Below are 18,532 nucleotides of genomic sequence, written 5' to 3'. Positions count from 1 at the left end.
GTTTTTTACCACAAATTGATTCTTACCACTCCATTTCTCCTTTATGGACTTTTGCTCCAATACTGAGAGCAACAGGCAGCGCTGCATCTCTATATTTCTCATTCATTTTCTCAATCAGCTGCTCGCTGTTCTTGGTCGTTTTCTTAGCTTGCTTAAAGTCCTGAAGATATTGCTGAGAATATTGAATGGAACCCACGTTTAACTCTGTGCCTGAGATCATATGGCCCGGAACAACGATTTCTGGTTTCAGTGACTGAATTTCCTTCAGTTGTTTAGACCAAAGTGCTTGGCTTTCATTGCTTTGGGCATCTGCCATCCATAGGTGGAGGTTCGTGCCATATATTGAAACGTTACCAAGTACCGCTTTTTCTGATGGAACCCAAAGATAAGGTCGGTGGGCAATGTCACCATCAGTACCATGAATTTCAATGGTATGGCCATCAATGGTTAAACTGGAAGCGGTGTATGCTGTTGGAATATAAGGTGTTACTGGTGCGTTATCGCCCATGCGCGGCGCCCACACCTTAAGTTTGGTCGGCAGTTTTTCCTCGATAACTTTTCTTACAGCAGGTGTAGTAATGATTTGCGCTTCTGGGAATAAGCTATGCAGTACTTCCGCACCAAAATAATAATCCGGGTCCGCCTGGCTAATAAAGATCGTTTTCAAGGTTTTACCTGTATCCAGCACTTTGGCTGCAATGCGAAGTGCATCTGCTTTGGTGAATCCAGTGTCGATAACCATAACCTCAGTTTCGCCGATAATGAGTGTTGAATTAACGTGGAAACTGTTTTGGTCAGCGTTGTAAACATCAAAAGTGAGGTTTGATTGTTCAGCCGCCAAAGTATTCGTCGCGATCAGCATCGAAGCAGCAAGTAGGGTAAGTCTTTTCATCATTCTCTCCATTAACTGGGCTGTGTGTTGGGACATGAGGATGATAGGAAATTGACCTGACCAGAAAAATACCTCAAAGTTAACAACATTGTTTCTTAAATCGAACATATAGATGGATAGACTTACCGCTGCTAAAGTATTTGTCGATGTCGCACAGTCGGGCAGTTTTACTGCCACAGCAGATCGGCTAGATATGTCGAGACCGATGGTCACCAGATACATTGAAGCAATGGAAGACTGGCTTAGTGTGCGGCTTCTACACCGGACGACCCGAAAAGTCTCTCTCACCACGGCAGGTGAATCTTGCCTTAAGCAAGTCGAACAATGGTTGGAGCAGGCTGATAAGCTAACAGCGACAACGGATACTGGTGATGAACTAACAGGGACGGTGAGAATTGCGACCAGTATGTCATTTGGCTTTTCGCAACTCATACCTGCGATTACTGCGTTTATGAAGCTGCATCCCAAGGTCAGTATTGACATCGATCTTCAAGATTCAGTGACAGATATGGCAGACAGCCAGATTGATTTAGCGATCAGAATCGCTTCTAACCCAGACCCGTCTTTGATTGGCAAGCCCATAGCCGTATGTGACTCTGTGATTGTTGCCTCTCCGAGTTATGTTGAAAATGTCGAGCTGAGTAGACCGGAAGATTTATCGCGATTTCAGTGCTTAGGGTATAAAAACTTCCAGCGCCACGTATGGCATCTGAGTAAAGGCGACGAGCATAAAGCGGTAGAGGTGCATTGTCAGTTAACCGCGAATGAGGCTACCGTGTTATTACACGCAGCGCTGAATGGGGCTGGTCTAGCGATTCAACCTAGGTACTTAGCTGATGAATATTTATCGAGTGGTAAGCTCGTACAAATACTCCCCGAATGGAGGCCACAACAGATGAAGGTGTATGCCTTGTATTCTTCTCGAAAGCACTTGTCACGGACAGTGCGTTGTTTGATAGACTTTTTTGAAGATTACCTTGTAAGCTGAACATCTCTATTAAATCAATGAATCTTAAAGCTATCTCCCGAAGAGAAATCGAGAGATAGCTGCATCATATTAAGGGTTGTCTACTCGATACCAAAAGCATCGTTTTGAGTTGGTTCTCGCATCTAGCATCCACGTATAGCTACAATGGTTATCATAGCTATAACGGCCTACGTCAATCGTGTATGGGCCAAATGAAATATCTTGTAGCGACTCAAAACGTCCGTTATACAACAACGAAAAATGCAGGTGAGGTCCTGTTGAAGAACCACCTTGACATAAAGCAATGTTTCTTTGACTAGCATACGTTCCTATCTTTTGGTTCTTGGACACCCAGGCCCCATCTTGAACCTGTATTCCATCCATGTGGTAATAGTTTGTTGCCCATCCGTTTGGTGCCGTTACTCTCAGTTGGCAACGAGAAAATACAGAAACATAGCCTTCATGTGCAGCGGTGACACTATAAGTTTGCTCGCCCCAGCGTGGCCAGTCATAAGATACGTCAACTGAAGACAGAGGGTAGCCAGATCCTGTGTGCGAATGTGGGCCGTTTGGTATCCAGTTATATCCCACCCTCCAAGGCCACTGCATATCTGGGGGAGAAACGAAGGAGGTTTCTTCAGCAATTATTGGTGTCCCAAATTGCTCAGAATAAAACGTCTGCCACTTAGGCCATTGTTCGACACTCTGGAGTGATGACACAACAGCATAGGTTACAGCGAGATCTTGTGTCTCCAGCTGTTGCTTTGTGTGATAAAAAAACTGTGAAAGGCGATTTGCAACGTGTCTAATTTCACTCCTAACTTGTTCTAACTCAGCCTCAGATAATGTGTGATTAAGCGTCCAGCCATGAGACACCGCCAGTGTTGCTAAAATCACTCTAGGATCAACCCCCATTGCTCCGCTCCAATGGTTGAGCTCCTCTTCTAATACTAGCCACTTAGAGTTTTCATCGAAGTAATCAGTGATCAAAAATGGGTATGTTACTGGCCTGTAGACGAAACTTTGCTCTGTGAGTAGAGTTGGAATATTGTGCTGCTCCAATGTCGAAAGGTTAAGTTCACCTGTGTCGATAGTAGGTAGAATAGAGTGCGAGAACCCTTGCGCACTAAAAAGTATTAGCAAGGTACCAAGTTGTGTTTTCATAATGTTCTCCAGCCAACTGTTATGCTTGCAAGCCCCAACATGGTGAACTTACGAGCTGACAGCGAGTTCATAGGAGAACGACTGCTCGTAATCTTTTCTCTTTTGATCATTGCAGCACTGCAAGCGATCTTCACTAGCAATAAATGCCAATGACTCTTAAGCCTAATACGGCTTGTTACTCCTGATGTGCCGATGTTGAATAGAGTAAAACTCTGCCGTTTTGAAAGTGTAATAAGTAGTGCACTTAGTACCAAAATAGTGCTGTGTCGTACGCTGTATAGAATGATGAACAGAACTTGTGTTGATGGCGAAGAGTGAGAGGCAGAAAATGGATGATAGCTCTGATTACAAGGTCTCTAGATGAGTGTATAAGCAGAGCTACAGTGGGATAAATGGTATAGAAGAGAGTTCTATGTCGATCCAGCTTACTTCTCTTTGAAAGTCAGAGTCAGGTTAAGCGGCACACGATCTGAAATCTTAATCCCCCCAACCGTCGCTGCTAGATTTGTTAGGTTCTCAGTAGGGATACCAAAGTCCGATGCACCAACAATCACTGGAGAAAGCGAACTGACCATTACGTGGCCGTCTGATTTGAACGCCACGACTGAAAAGCTAATGGTCTTAGTTTGTCCATAAAGGGTGACCTGGGCGGGCACTGTTAATTTCTGTGGAGCATCAGACAATGATTGTATATCAACGTTACCGCTTACCGTTACTGTCGGGAACTTAGCAGAGTTAAAGAACAGCTCGTTCAGGCGACTATCACGAATTGGAATGCCTGTTTGGATGCCTTTTAAATCAATAGACACTTCAAACTTACCGCTACTGTCAAAAGTGCCCGATAAAGTGTTAATTGTTGCAGGCTCAACAACAAACTGATTTTTAATCGTTGCGAAGCTGACTGAAGAAAGTGAGGGATCCAGTTGGTAATTATCTGCAGCAAACGAATGAGCAGACGCCAAAGCCAGAGCAAGACTTAAAACCGGTAGAACTTTTTTCATTATTGTAATCCTTTTGATAAGTGTTCGGACTCATAGTAGTCCCATAGACGACAAGGCAACAATGAATTTATTCGATAGATTTTTGTGCTTTTTTCGATGGAATATTAAGCAGGTACAGGAGGCCTAAAAGCAACACGATGTATTTACGTAACCGTCACCTCGGCTCCCCGTTGATTTGTTAAATACGATCCAGTGATAGCTGCCATATTCTCTTGGTTCTTGCTCGGGAGGTGTTGATTGGTGTACGAGTCTTCAAAGTTGGGCGAATTTTTCTCGAATTAATGGTGTCACATACTCGAAGAACGCATGAACTTTCGCACTACGCCTCATATCAGGGTGCGCCAGCAGCCATAGTTCAGTGTCATATTGGCTCAAGTTCCTGTGTATCGAATGCAAGTTAGGGTTACTTTCGCATAGATAACGTGGAAGAGCAGCAATTCCGAAGCCTGCGACAGCAAATTCATGAACACCCATCAACGAGTTCGAAATTGTTACCGGTGCATCGGCATGTTTGAGTTGGTGAACGATCTTGTTCATTGATGACTGATTAAGGTTGTCGATCAATCTTAACCAGCGAAAGTTCTCTGGCTTATCGTCGGCCATAGTTTCTATATAATTGTGGCTTGCATATGTGGCATAAGATATTTCGGAGAGCTTCCGACCAACCCAGTGTTCTGGTGGGTTTCGTGTTGGCCGTAAAGCTATGTCGGCTTCACGCTGAACCAAGTCTAAATTTTTCGCACCGGTTAAAATACACAATTCGACATCTGGATAGGCATATTGAAATCCTCTAAAGATATCCACCAGCGTATACATCAGAGAATCAGTAGTCGTAATGGTGAGTTGGCCTTCAAGTCTAGAATTCTGGCCGCCTAGCTCTCTGTGAATGCGGTCAACACCTTCTTTTAGTTCCTGAGCATGCTGGAAAAATTTTTCTCCTTCGGCTGTCATGACATAGCCGGTCTGCAGCCTTTCAAAGAGTGTGACGCCAAGCTTTAGCTCAACGCCTTCGATACGGCGAAATACAGTCGAGTGATTTACTCCCAGCTTTCTCGACGCAGCAGATAGCGACCCTGTCTCGCAAACAGCTAACACAAAAGGAATGTCATTCCAATCTAAGTCCTGTGCATTCATGCAAGCATCCTTTGCAATGTTGCTTAATTTACGTGCACAGACTATCGAATTATATTTTCTTCATCAACTACGGTTTGCCAAGTAGCAGTCGGCAGCCGAAAGGTTTGAAACTAAATAATGGCTTAGGAGAGAAGATATGAAAGTTTTGGTTATCGGCGCAACAGGTACCATTGGTAAGGCTGTTGTCGAACAGTTATCAACGCAGCATGAGGTTATCCGTGCAGGTTATAAAGGAGGAGATGTCCAGGTTGATCTGTCTTCAAAGACGTCGATCGAGGAGCTGTTTAATCAAGTTGGGACATTGGACGCTATTGTGAGTACCGCTGGGGCAGCCAACTTTGTTTCGTTAAATGAAGCTAAAGATGAGGATTTCCAACTTGCGCTTAGCAATAAATTGATGGGGCAGGTTAATTTGGTGAGATTAGGGCAGGAGCATTTGTCTGATGGTGGTTCTATCACTTTAACCTCAGGTGTTCTATCTCGTCAGCCGATGCCGGGCTCAGTCACGTTGAGTATGGTTAACGGCGCTTTAGAGTCATTTACAAAAGCGGCTGCGTTGGAAGTGGAGCGTAATATTCGTATTAACGTTGTTAGCCCTGTCTTTGTTAAGGAAACCATGGCGATGATGGGTATGGATCCAACCTCTGGTCTTTCCGCTGACGACACCGCTCAGGCGTACGTCGCATCAATCGAAGGTAGTGCCAATGGAGAAACGTTAGACGTTTTAGATTTTGTGTAAGTAAGCACTGTTTTTCAAATAAAGGGGCCTAAGTAGAGGCCCCTTTTATGTGGGAGATGCTCCGTCCTAAGTAAGAACTGATTGAATGGCATACAGGTACGCGTCGTGTGTAGCTCAGTATCCATACTAGGTGTTCATATTTCATTCACGTGGTAAATAGTAATTTGAGCCTGTTGCTAGTTGCATTAGCGGAGAAAGGTAAATGGATAACAAAGAAAAACTATCATCGATTACCATCACACTTCACTGGGTCGTGGGGGTATTAATGCTCTACATGGTGATGTCAGGCCTCTTTATGGAAGACATCGGAATTCAGTGGCTGTTTGATTCTCATACCTCGTTTGGAGTGGCAATCTTACTAGTCATCATTCCTAGAGTTATCTGGCGGTACTCAAATGGCTGGCCGGAGCATGTTGGAGACTACACACAGTTTGAAAAAATAAGTGGTAAGGCAGTGCATTGGGCACTTCTGATTGCGACTCTACTTATGCCGTTATCAGGCATGATGATGGCGATTGGCGGCGGGCATGGCTTACACTTTTTTAGTTTTGATCTTTTAGCGGCTACGTCAGACCCGGCTAATCCAGGAGAAAATCTGGTTATTTATCCGCTTCTTGATGATATTGGGGATACTATCCACTCCTTCATCGGCGAAACACTCTTACCCGCTGCGATCATTCTTCATATTGTCGGAGCACTCAAGCATCACTTAATCGACAAAGACAGAACGCTGCTGCGAATGCTAGGTCGATAATTACTTAAATTTAGGTACCGTTCTAATGTTTCACATGGAGTTATAAATGCGCCAGTGTCAAGAAGACCCGTCAAGTAAAATCGGTGAGCTGGGCGCACAAAAAAGGCCGTATCATTTTCATTGCCCAAATGATACGGCCAAAGCTATCAATCGATTAATATTTGAAGTTAGCGACAATTTGCTCCAGTTTGTGGCTAACACCTGACACTTGTTCGCTACAACGAACGGAACCTGCTACTACTTGGTGTGTGTCGCCTGCTAAAAGTGCAATTTCGGTAATGTTGCGGTCTATCTCTGCAGATACCATGGATTGCTCTTCTGAAGCGGTTGCTATTTGTGTATTCATGTCCGACATTTCACTGATCCGCAACGTCATCGCGTCAATCGCCTTGACCACTTCCTTGGTACTGGCCTTGGTATGATGCGCTTGATCTAAGCTTGAAGACATTTTCGTAACGGTTTGTTGTATACCGGATGTCAGAGTCTGAATTGTGGTTTCTATTTGATGGGTGGAATTGTTTGTCATCAGCGATAGCTGTCTGACTTCATCGGCTACCACAGCAAAGCCACGGCCATTTTCACCCGCCCGAGCGGCTTCTATTGCAGCATTTAGAGCAAGGAGGTTAGTTTGTTCTGCAATCCCTTGGATGGTCGCGATAACTTGATTAATCTCTTTGCTCTGCTCAGCTAGGTCCTCAATTAAGGCTTGGGACTCTTCAATATTCGTCGAGAGAGCTTCAATACTGTCACTGGTTGAGTGGGTGACATTTAGAGCGCTGTCGGCCTGATGTTTCATACTCTCAGCATTTTGAGCTGCGGACTCGATATTGGCAGTAATCTCATTGCTGGTCATCACTAATTCGTTGACCGCAGTCGCCACAGATTCTGACTGTACCTTCTGCTGCTCAGCATTATTCATACTTTTTACAGCGGCATGCTCTGAACTGCATGAGCTTTCACTCAACACCGACATAACACTGGCTAACTCTTTAATGTGACCATGAAGTTGGGATATGAATCGGTCAAAAGAGTTAGCAAGTTGGGCTAATTCATCATCACCTTTGGCATTCATGCGCACTGTAAGGTCGCCATCTCCGCTGGCAATGTTTTTCATAAGCACGTTGATGGCTTGAATGCGGCTTAGGATGCTTTTACCAATGAGGAACAACATACTAGAAAGTAGGGCAACAATTGCTCCACCAATTAAGAAAAGCTGGCTTTTGATGTCGGCGGATTTTTGAGAGATGACTTGGCTTATCTCGGTTTGGAGCCCATTGATGGCCTGTTCAGTATTGTGAACGTTCGATCTTAACGCACCTCTAAGCCCTTCGTTGGAGGTCAGTCCTAGAATTTCACACGCTTCGACCAATTTTTCTGCGTTGCGTCGGTAGTCAGTAAACACAGGTTGAAGTTCTTGAGGGACATGTTCACTCGCAGAGAATTTATCGAGAGCGGCGAGGAGAGATGCGCTGGTTTCTTTATTGGTGTTAGCGAGATACCGGTAATCCGCTTCCATCAGTTCAAGCAACTCCACCTCCAAAGCAAAACTGTCTTTGTCGGCCGCGGCTGCCTTTAATGCCTTTCTGGAGTTCTCCAGTTCTGAGACGAAATTGGAAGAAACATCAACGCCTTCAATTGCGTTAACTTGGTTTACCAACTGGTGAAACTGGACTTGGTACTGATTGAGAGTTGATACAATAATGGAAGTACGTTCTTCCATATCAAGATTGTGAGACTTTAAAACGATGGTAAGGGCCGTTAAACGTTCTGATAACTCTTCAAACGTTTTGTCGAAACGCTGCGGGTATTTCATATCTTTACGCGCAAGAAAATCCTTTTCGTGACGACGTAACATAAGCAGATCGACGGAGCTTTGTAGATTATCTATGGCCGCATGCTCTAAGGATTCGAAGCTGTTAAAACTGACTTGCTCGTAATAAGCGTACAAGCCGACGCTAACCAGTAAAGTCAAATTGATAAGAATTAACTTAGCACGAATGGAAAAAGAAAAAGCAAACCGCTCTGATTTAGGTGAGCCGTTCATGGACACCTCCCTGTAGCCTGATGACATTGAATATTCGCTTTAATTATGTGCTTTATGACAGTTTTGTTAATGCGAATATAAAACTAATAGCATTGGAGAGGTGTTTTGCAAGTTAGCTACTTATAAATGTCATTTCATATCACCTTTTACATCAAATACGATTTTTTCTGCTCCGGTGAAAACCTGAAATCTCAGCCCTTTAGCCCTTGCTATCGTCGTAATTCCAAACTTTTTAGCTAAATCTAACCCCATTTGGGTAACGCCAGAGCGTGAAAGCAATACTGGAATACCCATCTGCGCTACTTTGATGACCATTTCTGACGTTAGTCGACCCGTTGTGTAGAAGATTTTATCCTCGCCGCTTAGATTCTCTAGCCACATTTCTCCGGCCAGTGTATCGACAGCATTGTGTCGGCCGACGTCTTCGACAAAAGACAACACTTCATTGTGTCGACAGATCGCGCAACCATGAACAGCACCGGCTTTTTTGTAGGTGTCGTTGTAGTGAGTGAGCGCCTCAAGTGCAGAATAAATCTCCGATTGCTTGAGTTTCATTTGTGGTACCTGATAGTTCTCAAGCTGCTTCATGACATTGCCGTACATGGTGCCCTGACCACAGCCTGAGGTAACGGTTTTCTTTTTTAGTGCACTTTCAAGATGCTCAGTGTTTTCTTTCGTGATAACGGCTGCGCTATGGGTTTCCCAATCGATGATGACTGACTCAAGTAACTCTGGGTGTGAAAGAAAACTCTGGTTTTTTAGGTATCCAAGTACAAGAGACTCAGGGCGTGATCCTAATGTCATCAGCGTGACGATTTCTTTCCAGTTGAGCATCACAGTAAGAGGGCGTTCACAAGCGACCTGTTTGACAATTTTTTCACCATATTCATCGCAGACTTCTACTTCCATGGTCTGCAGTGGATTCTCACTGGTTCGGATGATGTTAGGTTTCACTACAAGGTTTCCTGCTTTAGATTGTTTGCGGTTTTGAAGGGGTAAGCAAATACCGTTCCCATCACGTAATCCAATCACAGACCTTAGGTACAGTTATTGCTAGAAAACAACAAAATGAATATTTGAGCGAATAAGTATGTCAAAACAAGAAATTGTTAGTGCTCAGCTAGAGAAATCTGAGTCTTTGTGGTCCATGAACTGTGACCTAAAATCCCATGAAATCTCGACGGGAGTATGGTCAACCACGCAATGGCAGCTGCTTGGGTTTGAGCTTCAACCTGACAGTTACAGCGAAAATACAACGACGCTACAACTACATCGAGATGAGAGAACAGATTACCGCTTCAACCTAAGTTCTCAACAGCCGAAGCTTTTTCTGATTCTGGATGCTGTAGACAATGAAGAACAACCCCATATCGTTTCACTGACGGCTTCGCAGAGTGCTGCTGGTCAGTATATGGATGGTGATTATCTGGTGTTATCTAATGAAATGCCGTTGCCTGTTCAAGCTTGGATAGAAGCGTACATAGGTCGTCATGGTGAGCTGCTTGAAGTAAAACGTAAAAAGCGTAAAGGAGCGGGGCGTTCAAGTGGCAAGTAGCTTTATATCGCGTTGGTCTAAACGCAAGCTTGATGGTGAGCAGGAACAGAACGCTTCCCTCACCGAGCTGCCTCCTGAAGACGCTGCAGGCCAACTCGAAAGTGACGGTAGCTCTACAGAGATCACGCTAGAGCAAGACTCTGAAGAGACGAGTGTGGCAGCGTTATTGGTCTCTGAAGCCGAATCAGCCGTAAAGAAAGCGGCGTTGAGAAAGCTGTTCTTATCCGGTGAGTTTAGTGAGGTTGACCGACTCAATGACTATGATCACGACTACAAAGCGGTGAAGAGTTTATCCACCGACGTAGCCGCCAAGCTTCGGGAGTGGGTGAATCAAGATGATGAGCAAGAAAATTCCACTGACGTGGAGTCTGATAGTTCAGATGTTGAACAGCCTTTGAATACAGAAAGTGATTTAAGTGCTGAAACCGATGTCGATGAGATGGGACAAAATATACCACACAAAAAATAGGTACATTTTGACTAAACAATCAATTACGAGGGTGGGACAAAATGTCTCACCCTTTTTTTATTCGGTTCTCTAGTAAGAAGAATGACTGTAACTAGCTGATAATTAATGATATTAAAATTGGTATAGCAATTGCTAATGAACGGATAAAACAAAATTCATGTTCTTAATGCTGGAACAGAGCAATGCTAAAACAACTATTACAACAATCTCAGTCAGTGAATGGTAAAGCGCGTCTTTATGCGTTTGAGAATACCGTTGAACTGACAAACCTTATTCCTCCCACGGTCAGTTATGAGAGTGGGGGACATACACTTGTCATCGGGCCGACTTCAATTATTGAAAGCGCCGCAGAGCAGTTGTCTCAAATGGGAAGCTTAACACTGCTATCTACTGATGGTGAGCCTGGCAGCCATGGCAATATTTATTACGCCAATCAGGTTCAAGTCTCAGGGTTTCTCGGCGCATTTGATGTGCATACACAAAACCATGGCTTGAGGAGCAATCTGGCTCAGGTCGCCATCAATCAACAATGCTTCGATATCGTATTAGATCTTTGCCTCAATAGCTGTATGGATGAAGAGGTACCCGCTCCGGGTTACTTCCCTGTAGGCAGAGGTTATCCAAAGCTTGCGGATGCTCTGGAAGAGATCCCAAACTTAATGGGGACGTTCGATAAACCGAAGTTTTTTCGATTGGATACCGCTCTCTGCGCGCATAGCTCACGAGGGGTTAAAGGCTGTGAGCGCTGTGTTGACGCTTGCCCCGCAGGTGCTTTGTCTAGTGAAGGGAGTGACAAAACGGGTCATCGAATCGAAATCAACCCGTATTTGTGTCAGGGCGTAGGTACTTGTGCAACGGCTTGCCCGACAGAAGCTATCCACTATGCATTGCCGAACCCTCAAGAGACTCAGAAATTTATTGAGCGTACTTTGGCGAATTATCACCAAGCTGGAGGAGTTGCTCCGGTTGTACTGATATGCAGTGAGCGTCACGAAAACTTTAACGTTATGGCGCTAAATGTGTTGCCGGATAATGTTGTTCCTATTGTGGTTGAAGATCTTCCGTCGGTAGGTATCGACTCTTGGTTTGCAGCTTTGGTCAATGGAGCAACACAAGTGTTGTTTGCCGCAAGCAAGCGTATGCCAGCGACGATATTACGCGTTTTGCAAAATGAAGTTGCCACAGCGCAGGAGTTATTGTCTCAAATCGGCATTGACCGAGACACTATCGATATTCTCTACATGGAATCGCTAAGTGAGAGTCGCCCACAATTGCGTGTTGACTCGTTTGATTTGTCACTGGGTGACTTACAAGGCAATAAAAGGCAGCGACTTTTTACCGCTCTTGATTCGCTTGCCCAGACTCGAACTCCTATTGAAACCCTTGTTGAGCTTCCTGCTAATGCGCCTTACGGCAATATCTCTTGCGAAAGTAAAGACTGCACATTGTGCATGAGCTGTGTTGCTGTTTGTCCGAGCAGAGCACTTCATACTGACGGCCAATCACCATCGCTTAAATTTGTTGAGCAAGACTGTGTTCAATGTGGGCTATGTACCAAAGCCTGCCCTGAAAACGCTCTTACTATGACGCCTCGAATGAACTGGGATGCGGCTGCTCGGCAGTCAGTTACGACGATTCACGAAGAAAAGGCGGCGGAATGTATACGCTGCCACAAACCTTTCGCGCCTCAATCTATGATCGATATGCTTCAGAATAAGTTACGTGGTCACTCTCACTTTAATGATGACAGTGCGCTCAACCGTATCGCGATGTGCGAGGACTGCCGAGTCATCGATATGTTTGAAGCGATGGCTGACGATCCGACCAAACAGCTGAACTATTAGGAGATGAAAGTGGAAGAACAACTTACTTTAAGAGCTGACATCTACTTGATGTTATCAGCGTTGTATCGCCAATGTCCTACCGTGGATTTAGTGCAATTTTTGGCTGATTTGGAAATTGAAAACGCGCCTAGTGATATGCAGTCGGCATGGCAGGCTCTCAAGCAGGCGGCGCTTGACGTAAATGCCTCAGAACTTGAAGACGAATATCACGAGCTGTTTATTGGTATAGGCCGTGGCGAAGTCGTTCCGTTTGCATCGTGGCATCGTACTGGTTCTTTGATGGAGAAGCCGCTTGCCAACATCCGCCATGATCTGAAGTTGTTAGGTCTGGAGAGAGAAGACAGCATCAAAGAACCAGAAGACCATATTTCAGCCTTGTGTGAAGTGATGGCGGTGCTTGTACGCGAGCAAGATTCTCAGCAACAACATTTCTTCAATACTCACATTTCGCCTTGGTTCACCTCTTTTGTTCGTCAGGTTAAGCAGGCTCAGCACGCACGTTTTTACCTTTCTGTGGCTCAGCTATGCGGAGCGTTCTTAACACTAGAACAGGTGCGGTTCAGCGCAAAGGTGAAAGGCGGTAAAGCTCATTCAAGCATTGATATGAAAAACGCCGCTGAATACGAGCAGACTCAGCGATAAAGCATTCACGTCGAGAAGAGAGACAACAGTCTCCAGATACCTTATTGGTAAGGAAGCAAAATGAAAGACAATAAAGATGTTAATACCAGCCGTCGAGACCTTTTAAAGGGGCTGACTACCGCTGCTGTTGCCGGGGCTGTCGTTGCAGGAACAGCCAATGCTGCGACAGCGGCTGAAGCTGTACAGCCGGAGAAAGAAAACGCGAAATCAAAAGGTTATCGCGAAACCCAACATATTCGTGATTTCTACGACACGCTGTAAGGAGCAGAGCAATGAAATTAGTTAAACGCTCAGACAGCGTGAGCAAAGAACGGAACCCGCTTGGCGTATCGCGTCGTGCATTCATGAGAAACTCTTCGTTGGCGGCGGGTGGCGCTGTTGTAGGCGCTGGATTGTTTGCTCCAGGGATGATTAGAAAAGCAGAAGCAAAGTCTGTGGACCCTCAAGCGAAAACCGAAGTTAAGCGGACGATTTGTTCTCACTGTTCTGTTGGTTGCGGTATTTACGCCGAAGTTCAAGATGGTGTCTGGACAGGGCAGGAGCCTGCATTCGACCACCCATTTAACGCTGGTGGGCATTGTGCGAAAGGTGCCGCTTTGCGTGAACACGGCCACGGCGAGCGCCGTTTGAAATACCCGATGAAATTGGAAGGCGGTAAGTGGAAGAAGCTTTCTTGGGATCAGGCTATCGAAGAAATTGGCGATAAGATTCTGGATATCCGAAAAGACTCCGGACCAGATTCTGTCTACTGGCTAGGTAGCGCGAAACACAGTAATGAACAGGCTTACATGTTCCGTAAAATGGCCTCATTGTGGGGAACAAACAATGTCGACCATCAGGCTCGTATTTGTCACTCGACCACGGTTGCCGGGGTAGCGAACACTTGGGGCTATGGAGCGATGACCAACTCGTTCAATGACATGCACAACTGCAAATCGATGCTGTTCATTGGTTCTAACCCCGCAGAGGCTCACCCTGTGGCGATGCAGCATATCTTAATCGCCAAAGAAAAGAACAACTGTAAGATCGTTGTCGCTGACCCTCGCCGAACACGCACTGCAGCCAAATCTGACCATTACGTGTCACTTCGTCCGGGATCAGATGTGGCGTTTATCTGGGGCATCCTTTGGCATGTGTTTGCCAATCAATGGGAAGACAAAGAATTCATTCGTCAGCGCGTTTTTGGTATGGATGAAATCCGTCAGGAAGTCGCGAAATGGACGCCAGCAGAAGTAGAGCGTGTGACGGGGGTGACTGAAGCGGATGTATACCAAGCTGCGAAGCTGCTTTCTGAAAATCGACCGGGTTGTGTTGTCTGGTGTATGGGTGGTACTCAGCATACGACAGGGAACAACAATACGCGTGCATATTGCGTGTTGGAACTCGCATTGGGCAACATGGGTAAATCCGGCGGTGGTGCAAACATTTTCCGTGGTCACGACAATGTTCAGGGCGCAACCGACCTTGGTGTTTTGTCGCATACTTTGCCCGGCTATTACGGCTTGTCAGATGGTGCTTGGAAGCATTGGTCGAAAGTGTGGGGGCTCGATCACGAATGGGTTCAGAAGCGTTTCGATCAAAATGAATACCGCGGCAAAAAGCCAATGAACAATATGGGGATTCCTGTTTCGCGATGGATTGATGGTGTTCTTGAAAACAAAGACAACATCGAGCAAAAAGATAATATCCGCGCAATGTTTTACTGGGGACACGCGGTGAACTCTCAGACTCGTGGTGTTGAAATGCGCACTGCGATGAAGAAACTGGAGATGATGGTCATTGTTGACCCTTACCCAACAGTGGCTGCGGTCATGAACGATCGCACCGATGGCGTGTACCTTCTTCCCGCGACTACGCAGTTCGAAACTCACGGCAGTGTGACGGCATCAAACCGCTCGATTCAGTGGCGAGACCAAGTCGTAGAACCACTTTTCGACTCTAAGCCTGATCACGAAATCATGTACCTGCTGACCAAGAAACTCGGTTTTGCAGAGCAGCTATTTAAGAATGTTAAAGTCGAAAACAACCAGCCAGTCATCGAAGATATCACACGTGAGTTCAACCGCGGGATGTGGACTATCGGTTATACCGGGCAAAGCCCAGAGCGTTTGAAGTCTCATCAGCAAAACTGGCACACCTTCCATAAAACCTCGTTGGAGGCAGAAGGTGGCCCAGCGCATGGTGATACTTATGGGCTTCCTTGGCCGTGTTGGGGCACCCCAGAAATGAAACACCCAGGGACACACATCCTCTACGATACGTCTAAACCGGTTGCGAAGGGAGGTGGTAATTTCCGCGCAAGATACGGTGTTGAGTACGAAGGTCACAATCTTCTGGCGGAAGACAGCTACTCAAAAGGCAGTGAGATTGAAGATGGCTACCCTGAATTCAGCGATAAGTTATTGAAGTCTCTCGGTTGGTGGGATGACCTAACTGCTGAAGAAAAAGCCGCGGCAGAAGGCAAAAACTGGAAGACGGATTTGTCTGGCGGCATTCAGCGGGTTGCGATTAAGCACGGATGTATCCCTTTTGGTAACGCGAAAGCTCGTGCCATCGTCTGGACATTCCCTGACCGCGTACCTTTACACCGTGAGCCGTTGTATACGCCACGTCGAGATTTAGTGGCGGATTATCCGACTTGGGATGACAGTGAATCTATCTATCGACTGCCAACCATGTACAAATCAATTCAGGATCAGGATAAATCTGGTGAGTATCCGATCATCCTGACTTCAGGCCGCTTGGTTGAATATGAAGGTGGCGGTGAAGAAACTCGTTCAAACCCTTGGCTTGCTGAACTTCAACAAGAAATGTTTGTTGAGGTGAACCCGAAAGACGCCAACGACCTTGGTTTCCGCGACGGAGACATGGTTTGGGTTGAAGGTGCAGAGAAAGGCCGCATTCACGTCAAAGCAATGGTGACACGTCGAGTGAAGCCGGGCATGGCATTTATCCCATTCCACTTTGGTGGCAAGTTCCAGGGCGAAGATTTGCGAGATAAATACCCAGAAGGGACGGACCCTTACGTCATTGGTGATTCCGCCAATATTGCCACTACCTATGGCTATGATCCTGTCACTCAGATGCAGGAAACCAAAGTCACCCTCTGTAACATTCGTAAAGCGTAAGGAGTTAACCAATGGCTAGAATGAAATTCCTATGTGATACCAAGCGCTGCATCGAATGTAACGGCTGTGTCACTGCGTGTAAGAACGAAAATGATGATGCGCTTGAGTGGGGTATTCAGCGTCGTCGCGTGGTCACACTAAATGATGGTGAACCGGGCGAGAACTCAATCTCAGTAGCGTGCATGCACTGTACTGATGCACCTTGTATGGCGGTGTGCCCGGCAGACTGCTTTGAACACACCGAAGATGGCATTGTGCTTCATAACAAAGATCTTTGTATCGGTTGTGGTTACTGTTTGTTTGCCTGTCCTTTTGGTGCACCTCAGTTTCCTAAGCAGGAAGCGTTTGGCGAGCGTGGAAAAATGGACAAATGCACTTTCTGTGCTGGTGGCCCTGAAACCGAAGCAGGGTCAGTGGAAGAGCGTCAGAAGTACGGTGCAAACCGCATTGCTGAAGGTAAGCTGCCTATGTGTGCATCTTTGTGTTCGACGAAAGCTTTGCTAGCGGGTGATGCAGAGAAAGTCTCGGACATTTTCCGTCAGCGTGTAGTTGAGCGCGGCGCGAAGGGCGCAGGCTGGACGAACGGTAATGACCTGTCTTACGACGCCACCAAAAGCTAACGTTGGAGATGGTCATGTTTTCAATGTTTAAACGTGCATCTCTTTTAATGCTGTCGATCATGGCAGCATTAATGTTTGCTTTTTCATTGCCTGCTCAGGCAGAGCAAAAAAAAGCTGATGTTGCACAACGAGAAATGTCTCAATTGGCTGGCGCGGATTTCTGGCGTCAGGTTCGTCAGGGAGAAGAGGGCTACACTACTTCTCAATTCCCAGAGCATGGGATGCTGATCAGTGCTCCCGGCCAGACTTGGTACATTCTCAAAGAAAAGTGGATGTCTCCGGCAGGCGCAGTCGCCATCTTTGGCAGTATTGCGTTCGTGACACTGATGTACATCGTGATTGGCCCTCTGATGCTCAGTGCGCCAAGAACAGGTAAAAAAATCAAGCGTTGGTCTCGATTTGATCGAGCATTGCACTGGAGTATGGCGTTTACGTTCTTAACATTAGCCTTTAGTGGATTGATGTTGGTTTACGGTAAACACTTCCTTAAGCCGTACATTCCATCAGAGTTGTGGGGTTTCATCATTATGTTGGCCAAGCAATACCACAACTACATTGGGCCAATCTTCTATGTGCTGCTGATTTGCGTACTAGTGAAATGGTGGCGCAAGTCGATCTTCAAGAAAGTCGACCTTGTTTGGTTTATGAAATTGGGTGGCATGGTCGGTAAACACAAGGGCTCTCATCCTTCTGCTGAGTTTTCCAATGCAGGTGAAAAGGCTCTGTTCTGGCTACTTATCGTAGTTGGAACCGCGGTTGCGCTGAGTGGCTTAGTTCTGGACTTCCCGATCTTCGGACAAACGCGACGTGATATGGAGATGTCGAATCTCGTCCATATGGTTGCTGCTCTGATCCTGATTTGTGGCTTTATTTTCCATATCTACATTGGTTTGTTTGGAATGGAAGGCGCACTGGAAGGCATGGTGACGGGCGAAGTCGATGAAACTTGGGCAAAAGAACATCATGACCTGTGGTACGAGGAAATGAAGGCGAAAGAGCACCAAGGAGCTTCGGAGCATGATAGCGTAAAAGGAGTGCAAACCAATGAACAAATCTCATAAAGGAATTTGGATAGCGTACATCCTAAGTATTTTTACGCCACTTACTTGCTTGATTTCAGGTGTTGTAGCGATTGTCTATGCGGGTTACAGGCTGGATAAAGGTCAGGATGGAGAAGTAATTGATTCACACTATTATGGTTTGATTCGTACTTTCTTTCTCAATCTGATCTATTTCGTTGTTCTTATCATCACTGTCGCAACGTCTAATGGGGTTTTGAAAGGCGTGAATGATTACTGGTATCAGAACCATATTATTGATGATATCGCTTACTACATTCCCTATGTAGGTATCCTCTTTGGGGCAATAGCTATTGCTGTCTGGTTTGTACGTATGTATCAAGGTATGACCAAACTACGGGCGAATCAGCCGTTTTCATTCAATAAAGGGCCGAACCTTTAAATGTACATAGCCCTGTTATCTCAGGGCTTTTTTTGCACCAAGTTAACGCGCTACAGCATGGTGCTCTGTCACCATCTTAGTGCGATTAATTTTAAATCTATCATTTACTATGGGCGTG

The 18,532-nt window shown here is 45.8% G+C and carries 18 protein-coding genes; 12 read left to right on the top strand and 6 right to left on the bottom strand.

The window, feature by feature from the left end:
• Window positions 1–22: 22 nt before the first annotated feature.
• Complete coding sequence (locus FIU99_RS08530) at window positions 23–892, bottom strand: MBL fold metallo-hydrolase (protein WP_006962308.1); 870 nt, start codon at window positions 890–892, stop codon at window positions 23–25.
• Between the two features lie 112 nt (window positions 893–1,004).
• Here FIU99_RS08530 and FIU99_RS08525 point away from each other — a divergent pair, with 112 nt between their 5' ends.
• A complete protein-coding gene (locus tag FIU99_RS08525) occupies window positions 1,005–1,880 on the top strand; it encodes a LysR family transcriptional regulator (protein WP_006962307.1) in 876 nt (291 codons plus the stop codon).
• 69 nt (window positions 1,881–1,949) lie between these two features.
• Here the strand turns inward: FIU99_RS08525 and FIU99_RS08520 are convergent, their stop codons facing one another.
• From FIU99_RS08520 to FIU99_RS08510, 3 genes are all read right to left on the bottom strand, one after another.
• On the bottom strand, window positions 1,950–3,023 hold the full coding sequence (locus FIU99_RS08520) for a M23 family metallopeptidase (RefSeq protein WP_006962306.1): 1,074 nt from the start codon (window positions 3,021–3,023) through the stop codon (window positions 1,950–1,952).
• A 425-nt stretch (window positions 3,024–3,448) separates the two neighbouring features.
• Window positions 3,449–4,024: a YceI family protein gene (locus FIU99_RS08515; protein ID WP_006962305.1), complete on the bottom strand. Its 576-nt coding sequence runs from the start codon at window positions 4,022–4,024 to the stop codon at window positions 3,449–3,451.
• 252 nt (window positions 4,025–4,276) lie between these two features.
• Complete coding sequence (locus FIU99_RS08510) at window positions 4,277–5,158, bottom strand: LysR family transcriptional regulator (RefSeq protein ID WP_006962304.1); 882 nt, start codon at window positions 5,156–5,158, stop codon at window positions 4,277–4,279.
• A gap of 136 nt (window positions 5,159–5,294) precedes the next feature.
• On the opposite strand from FIU99_RS08510, the gene FIU99_RS08505 reads away from it, so the two are divergent.
• Window positions 5,295–5,897 carry a short chain dehydrogenase gene (locus tag FIU99_RS08505; protein WP_006962303.1) on the top strand — a complete coding sequence of 201 codons (603 nt, stop codon included), beginning with the start codon at window positions 5,295–5,297 and terminating at the stop codon, window positions 5,895–5,897.
• Between the two features lie 202 nt (window positions 5,898–6,099).
• Window positions 6,100–6,651: a cytochrome b gene (locus FIU99_RS08500; RefSeq protein ID WP_039952429.1), complete on the top strand. Its 552-nt coding sequence runs from the start codon at window positions 6,100–6,102 to the stop codon at window positions 6,649–6,651.
• 154 nt (window positions 6,652–6,805) lie between these two features.
• Here the strand turns inward: FIU99_RS08500 and FIU99_RS08495 are convergent, their stop codons facing one another.
• Both FIU99_RS08495 and FIU99_RS08490 read right to left on the bottom strand, forming a co-directional pair.
• Window positions 6,806–8,695: a methyl-accepting chemotaxis protein gene (locus tag FIU99_RS08495; protein WP_006962301.1), complete on the bottom strand. Its 1,890-nt coding sequence runs from the start codon at window positions 8,693–8,695 to the stop codon at window positions 6,806–6,808.
• Between the two features lie 129 nt (window positions 8,696–8,824).
• On the bottom strand, window positions 8,825–9,604 hold the full coding sequence (locus tag FIU99_RS08490; RefSeq protein ID WP_050778653.1) for a formate dehydrogenase accessory sulfurtransferase FdhD: 780 nt from the start codon (window positions 9,602–9,604) through the stop codon (window positions 8,825–8,827).
• 181 nt (window positions 9,605–9,785) lie between these two features.
• On the opposite strand from FIU99_RS08490, the gene FIU99_RS08485 reads away from it, so the two are divergent.
• From FIU99_RS08485 to FIU99_RS08445, 9 genes are all read left to right on the top strand, one after another.
• Window positions 9,786–10,250 (top strand): DUF3305 domain-containing protein, encoded by a 465-nt coding sequence (locus FIU99_RS08485; protein ID WP_006962299.1) that lies wholly within the window; start codon window positions 9,786–9,788, stop codon window positions 10,248–10,250.
• Complete coding sequence (locus FIU99_RS08480) at window positions 10,240–10,719, top strand: DUF3306 domain-containing protein (protein WP_006962298.1); 480 nt, start codon at window positions 10,240–10,242, stop codon at window positions 10,717–10,719. Before FIU99_RS08485 ends, FIU99_RS08480 begins: the two co-directional genes overlap by 11 nt.
• Window positions 10,720–10,901: 182 nt before the next feature.
• A complete protein-coding gene (locus tag FIU99_RS08475; RefSeq protein WP_006962297.1) occupies window positions 10,902–12,563 on the top strand; it encodes a 4Fe-4S dicluster domain-containing protein in 1,662 nt (553 codons plus the stop codon).
• 3 nt (window positions 12,564–12,566) lie between these two features.
• Entirely contained in the window at window positions 12,567–13,205 is a 639-nt protein-coding gene (locus FIU99_RS08470) for a molecular chaperone (RefSeq protein ID WP_039952427.1), read from the top strand.
• Between the two features lie 60 nt (window positions 13,206–13,265).
• Window positions 13,266–13,466: a twin-arginine translocation signal domain-containing protein gene (locus tag FIU99_RS08465; protein ID WP_006962295.1), complete on the top strand. Its 201-nt coding sequence runs from the start codon at window positions 13,266–13,268 to the stop codon at window positions 13,464–13,466.
• Between the two features lie 11 nt (window positions 13,467–13,477).
• A complete protein-coding gene (locus FIU99_RS08460; RefSeq protein WP_006962294.1) occupies window positions 13,478–16,333 on the top strand; it encodes a formate dehydrogenase subunit alpha in 2,856 nt (951 codons plus the stop codon).
• A gap of 11 nt (window positions 16,334–16,344) precedes the next feature.
• Window positions 16,345–16,953 carry a formate dehydrogenase FDH3 subunit beta gene (gene fdh3B, locus FIU99_RS08455; protein WP_006962293.1) on the top strand — a complete coding sequence of 203 codons (609 nt, stop codon included), beginning with the start codon at window positions 16,345–16,347 and terminating at the stop codon, window positions 16,951–16,953.
• Window positions 16,954–16,967: 14 nt separating this feature from the next.
• A complete protein-coding gene (locus tag FIU99_RS08450; RefSeq protein WP_006962292.1) occupies window positions 16,968–18,014 on the top strand; it encodes a formate dehydrogenase subunit gamma in 1,047 nt (348 codons plus the stop codon).
• Complete coding sequence (locus FIU99_RS08445; protein WP_006962291.1) at window positions 17,998–18,414, top strand: hypothetical protein; 417 nt, start codon at window positions 17,998–18,000, stop codon at window positions 18,412–18,414. The genes FIU99_RS08450 and FIU99_RS08445 overlap by 17 nt, the downstream gene beginning before the upstream one ends.
• The last annotated feature ends 118 nt before the right edge of the window (window positions 18,415–18,532 follow it).

Source organism: Vibrio sp. THAF64 (assembly GCF_009363455.1).
Classification (GTDB): domain Bacteria; phylum Pseudomonadota; class Gammaproteobacteria; order Enterobacterales; family Vibrionaceae; genus Vibrio; species Vibrio coralliilyticus.
This window is presented reverse-complemented; position numbering and strand designations above follow the sequence as displayed.

Excerpts from the sequence above, each read along its gene's own strand:
- FIU99_RS08460 (WP_006962294.1), top strand. The coding sequence starts at position 13,478 with ATGAAATTAGTTAAACGCTCAGACAGCGTGAGCAAAGAACGGAACCCG.
- FIU99_RS08470 (WP_039952427.1), top strand. The coding sequence starts at position 12,567 with ATGAAAGTGGAAGAACAACTTACTTTAAGAGCTGACATCTACTTGATG.
- FIU99_RS08495 (WP_006962301.1), bottom strand. The coding sequence starts at position 8,695 with ATGAACGGCTCACCTAAATCAGAGCGGTTTGCTTTTTCTTTTTCCATT.
- FIU99_RS08490 (WP_050778653.1), bottom strand. The coding sequence starts at position 9,604 with ATGGAAGTAGAAGTCTGCGATGAATATGGTGAAAAAATTGTCAAACAG.
- FIU99_RS08475 (WP_006962297.1), top strand. The coding sequence starts at position 10,902 with ATGCTAAAACAACTATTACAACAATCTCAGTCAGTGAATGGTAAAGCG.
- FIU99_RS08530 (WP_006962308.1), bottom strand. The coding sequence starts at position 892 with ATGAAAAGACTTACCCTACTTGCTGCTTCGATGCTGATCGCGACGAAT.
- FIU99_RS08515 (WP_006962305.1), bottom strand. The coding sequence starts at position 4,024 with ATGAAAAAAGTTCTACCGGTTTTAAGTCTTGCTCTGGCTTTGGCGTCT.
- FIU99_RS08465 (WP_006962295.1), top strand. The coding sequence starts at position 13,266 with ATGAAAGACAATAAAGATGTTAATACCAGCCGTCGAGACCTTTTAAAG.
- FIU99_RS08485 (WP_006962299.1), top strand. The coding sequence starts at position 9,786 with ATGTCAAAACAAGAAATTGTTAGTGCTCAGCTAGAGAAATCTGAGTCT.
- FIU99_RS08445 (WP_006962291.1), top strand. The coding sequence starts at position 17,998 with ATGAACAAATCTCATAAAGGAATTTGGATAGCGTACATCCTAAGTATT.
- FIU99_RS08525 (WP_006962307.1), top strand. The coding sequence starts at position 1,005 with ATGGATAGACTTACCGCTGCTAAAGTATTTGTCGATGTCGCACAGTCG.
- FIU99_RS08500 (WP_039952429.1), top strand. The coding sequence starts at position 6,100 with ATGGATAACAAAGAAAAACTATCATCGATTACCATCACACTTCACTGG.
- fdh3B (WP_006962293.1), top strand. The coding sequence starts at position 16,345 with ATGGCTAGAATGAAATTCCTATGTGATACCAAGCGCTGCATCGAATGT.
- FIU99_RS08450 (WP_006962292.1), top strand. The coding sequence starts at position 16,968 with ATGTTTTCAATGTTTAAACGTGCATCTCTTTTAATGCTGTCGATCATG.
- FIU99_RS08505 (WP_006962303.1), top strand. The coding sequence starts at position 5,295 with ATGAAAGTTTTGGTTATCGGCGCAACAGGTACCATTGGTAAGGCTGTT.
- FIU99_RS08510 (WP_006962304.1), bottom strand. The coding sequence starts at position 5,158 with ATGAATGCACAGGACTTAGATTGGAATGACATTCCTTTTGTGTTAGCT.
- FIU99_RS08520 (WP_006962306.1), bottom strand. The coding sequence starts at position 3,023 with ATGAAAACACAACTTGGTACCTTGCTAATACTTTTTAGTGCGCAAGGG.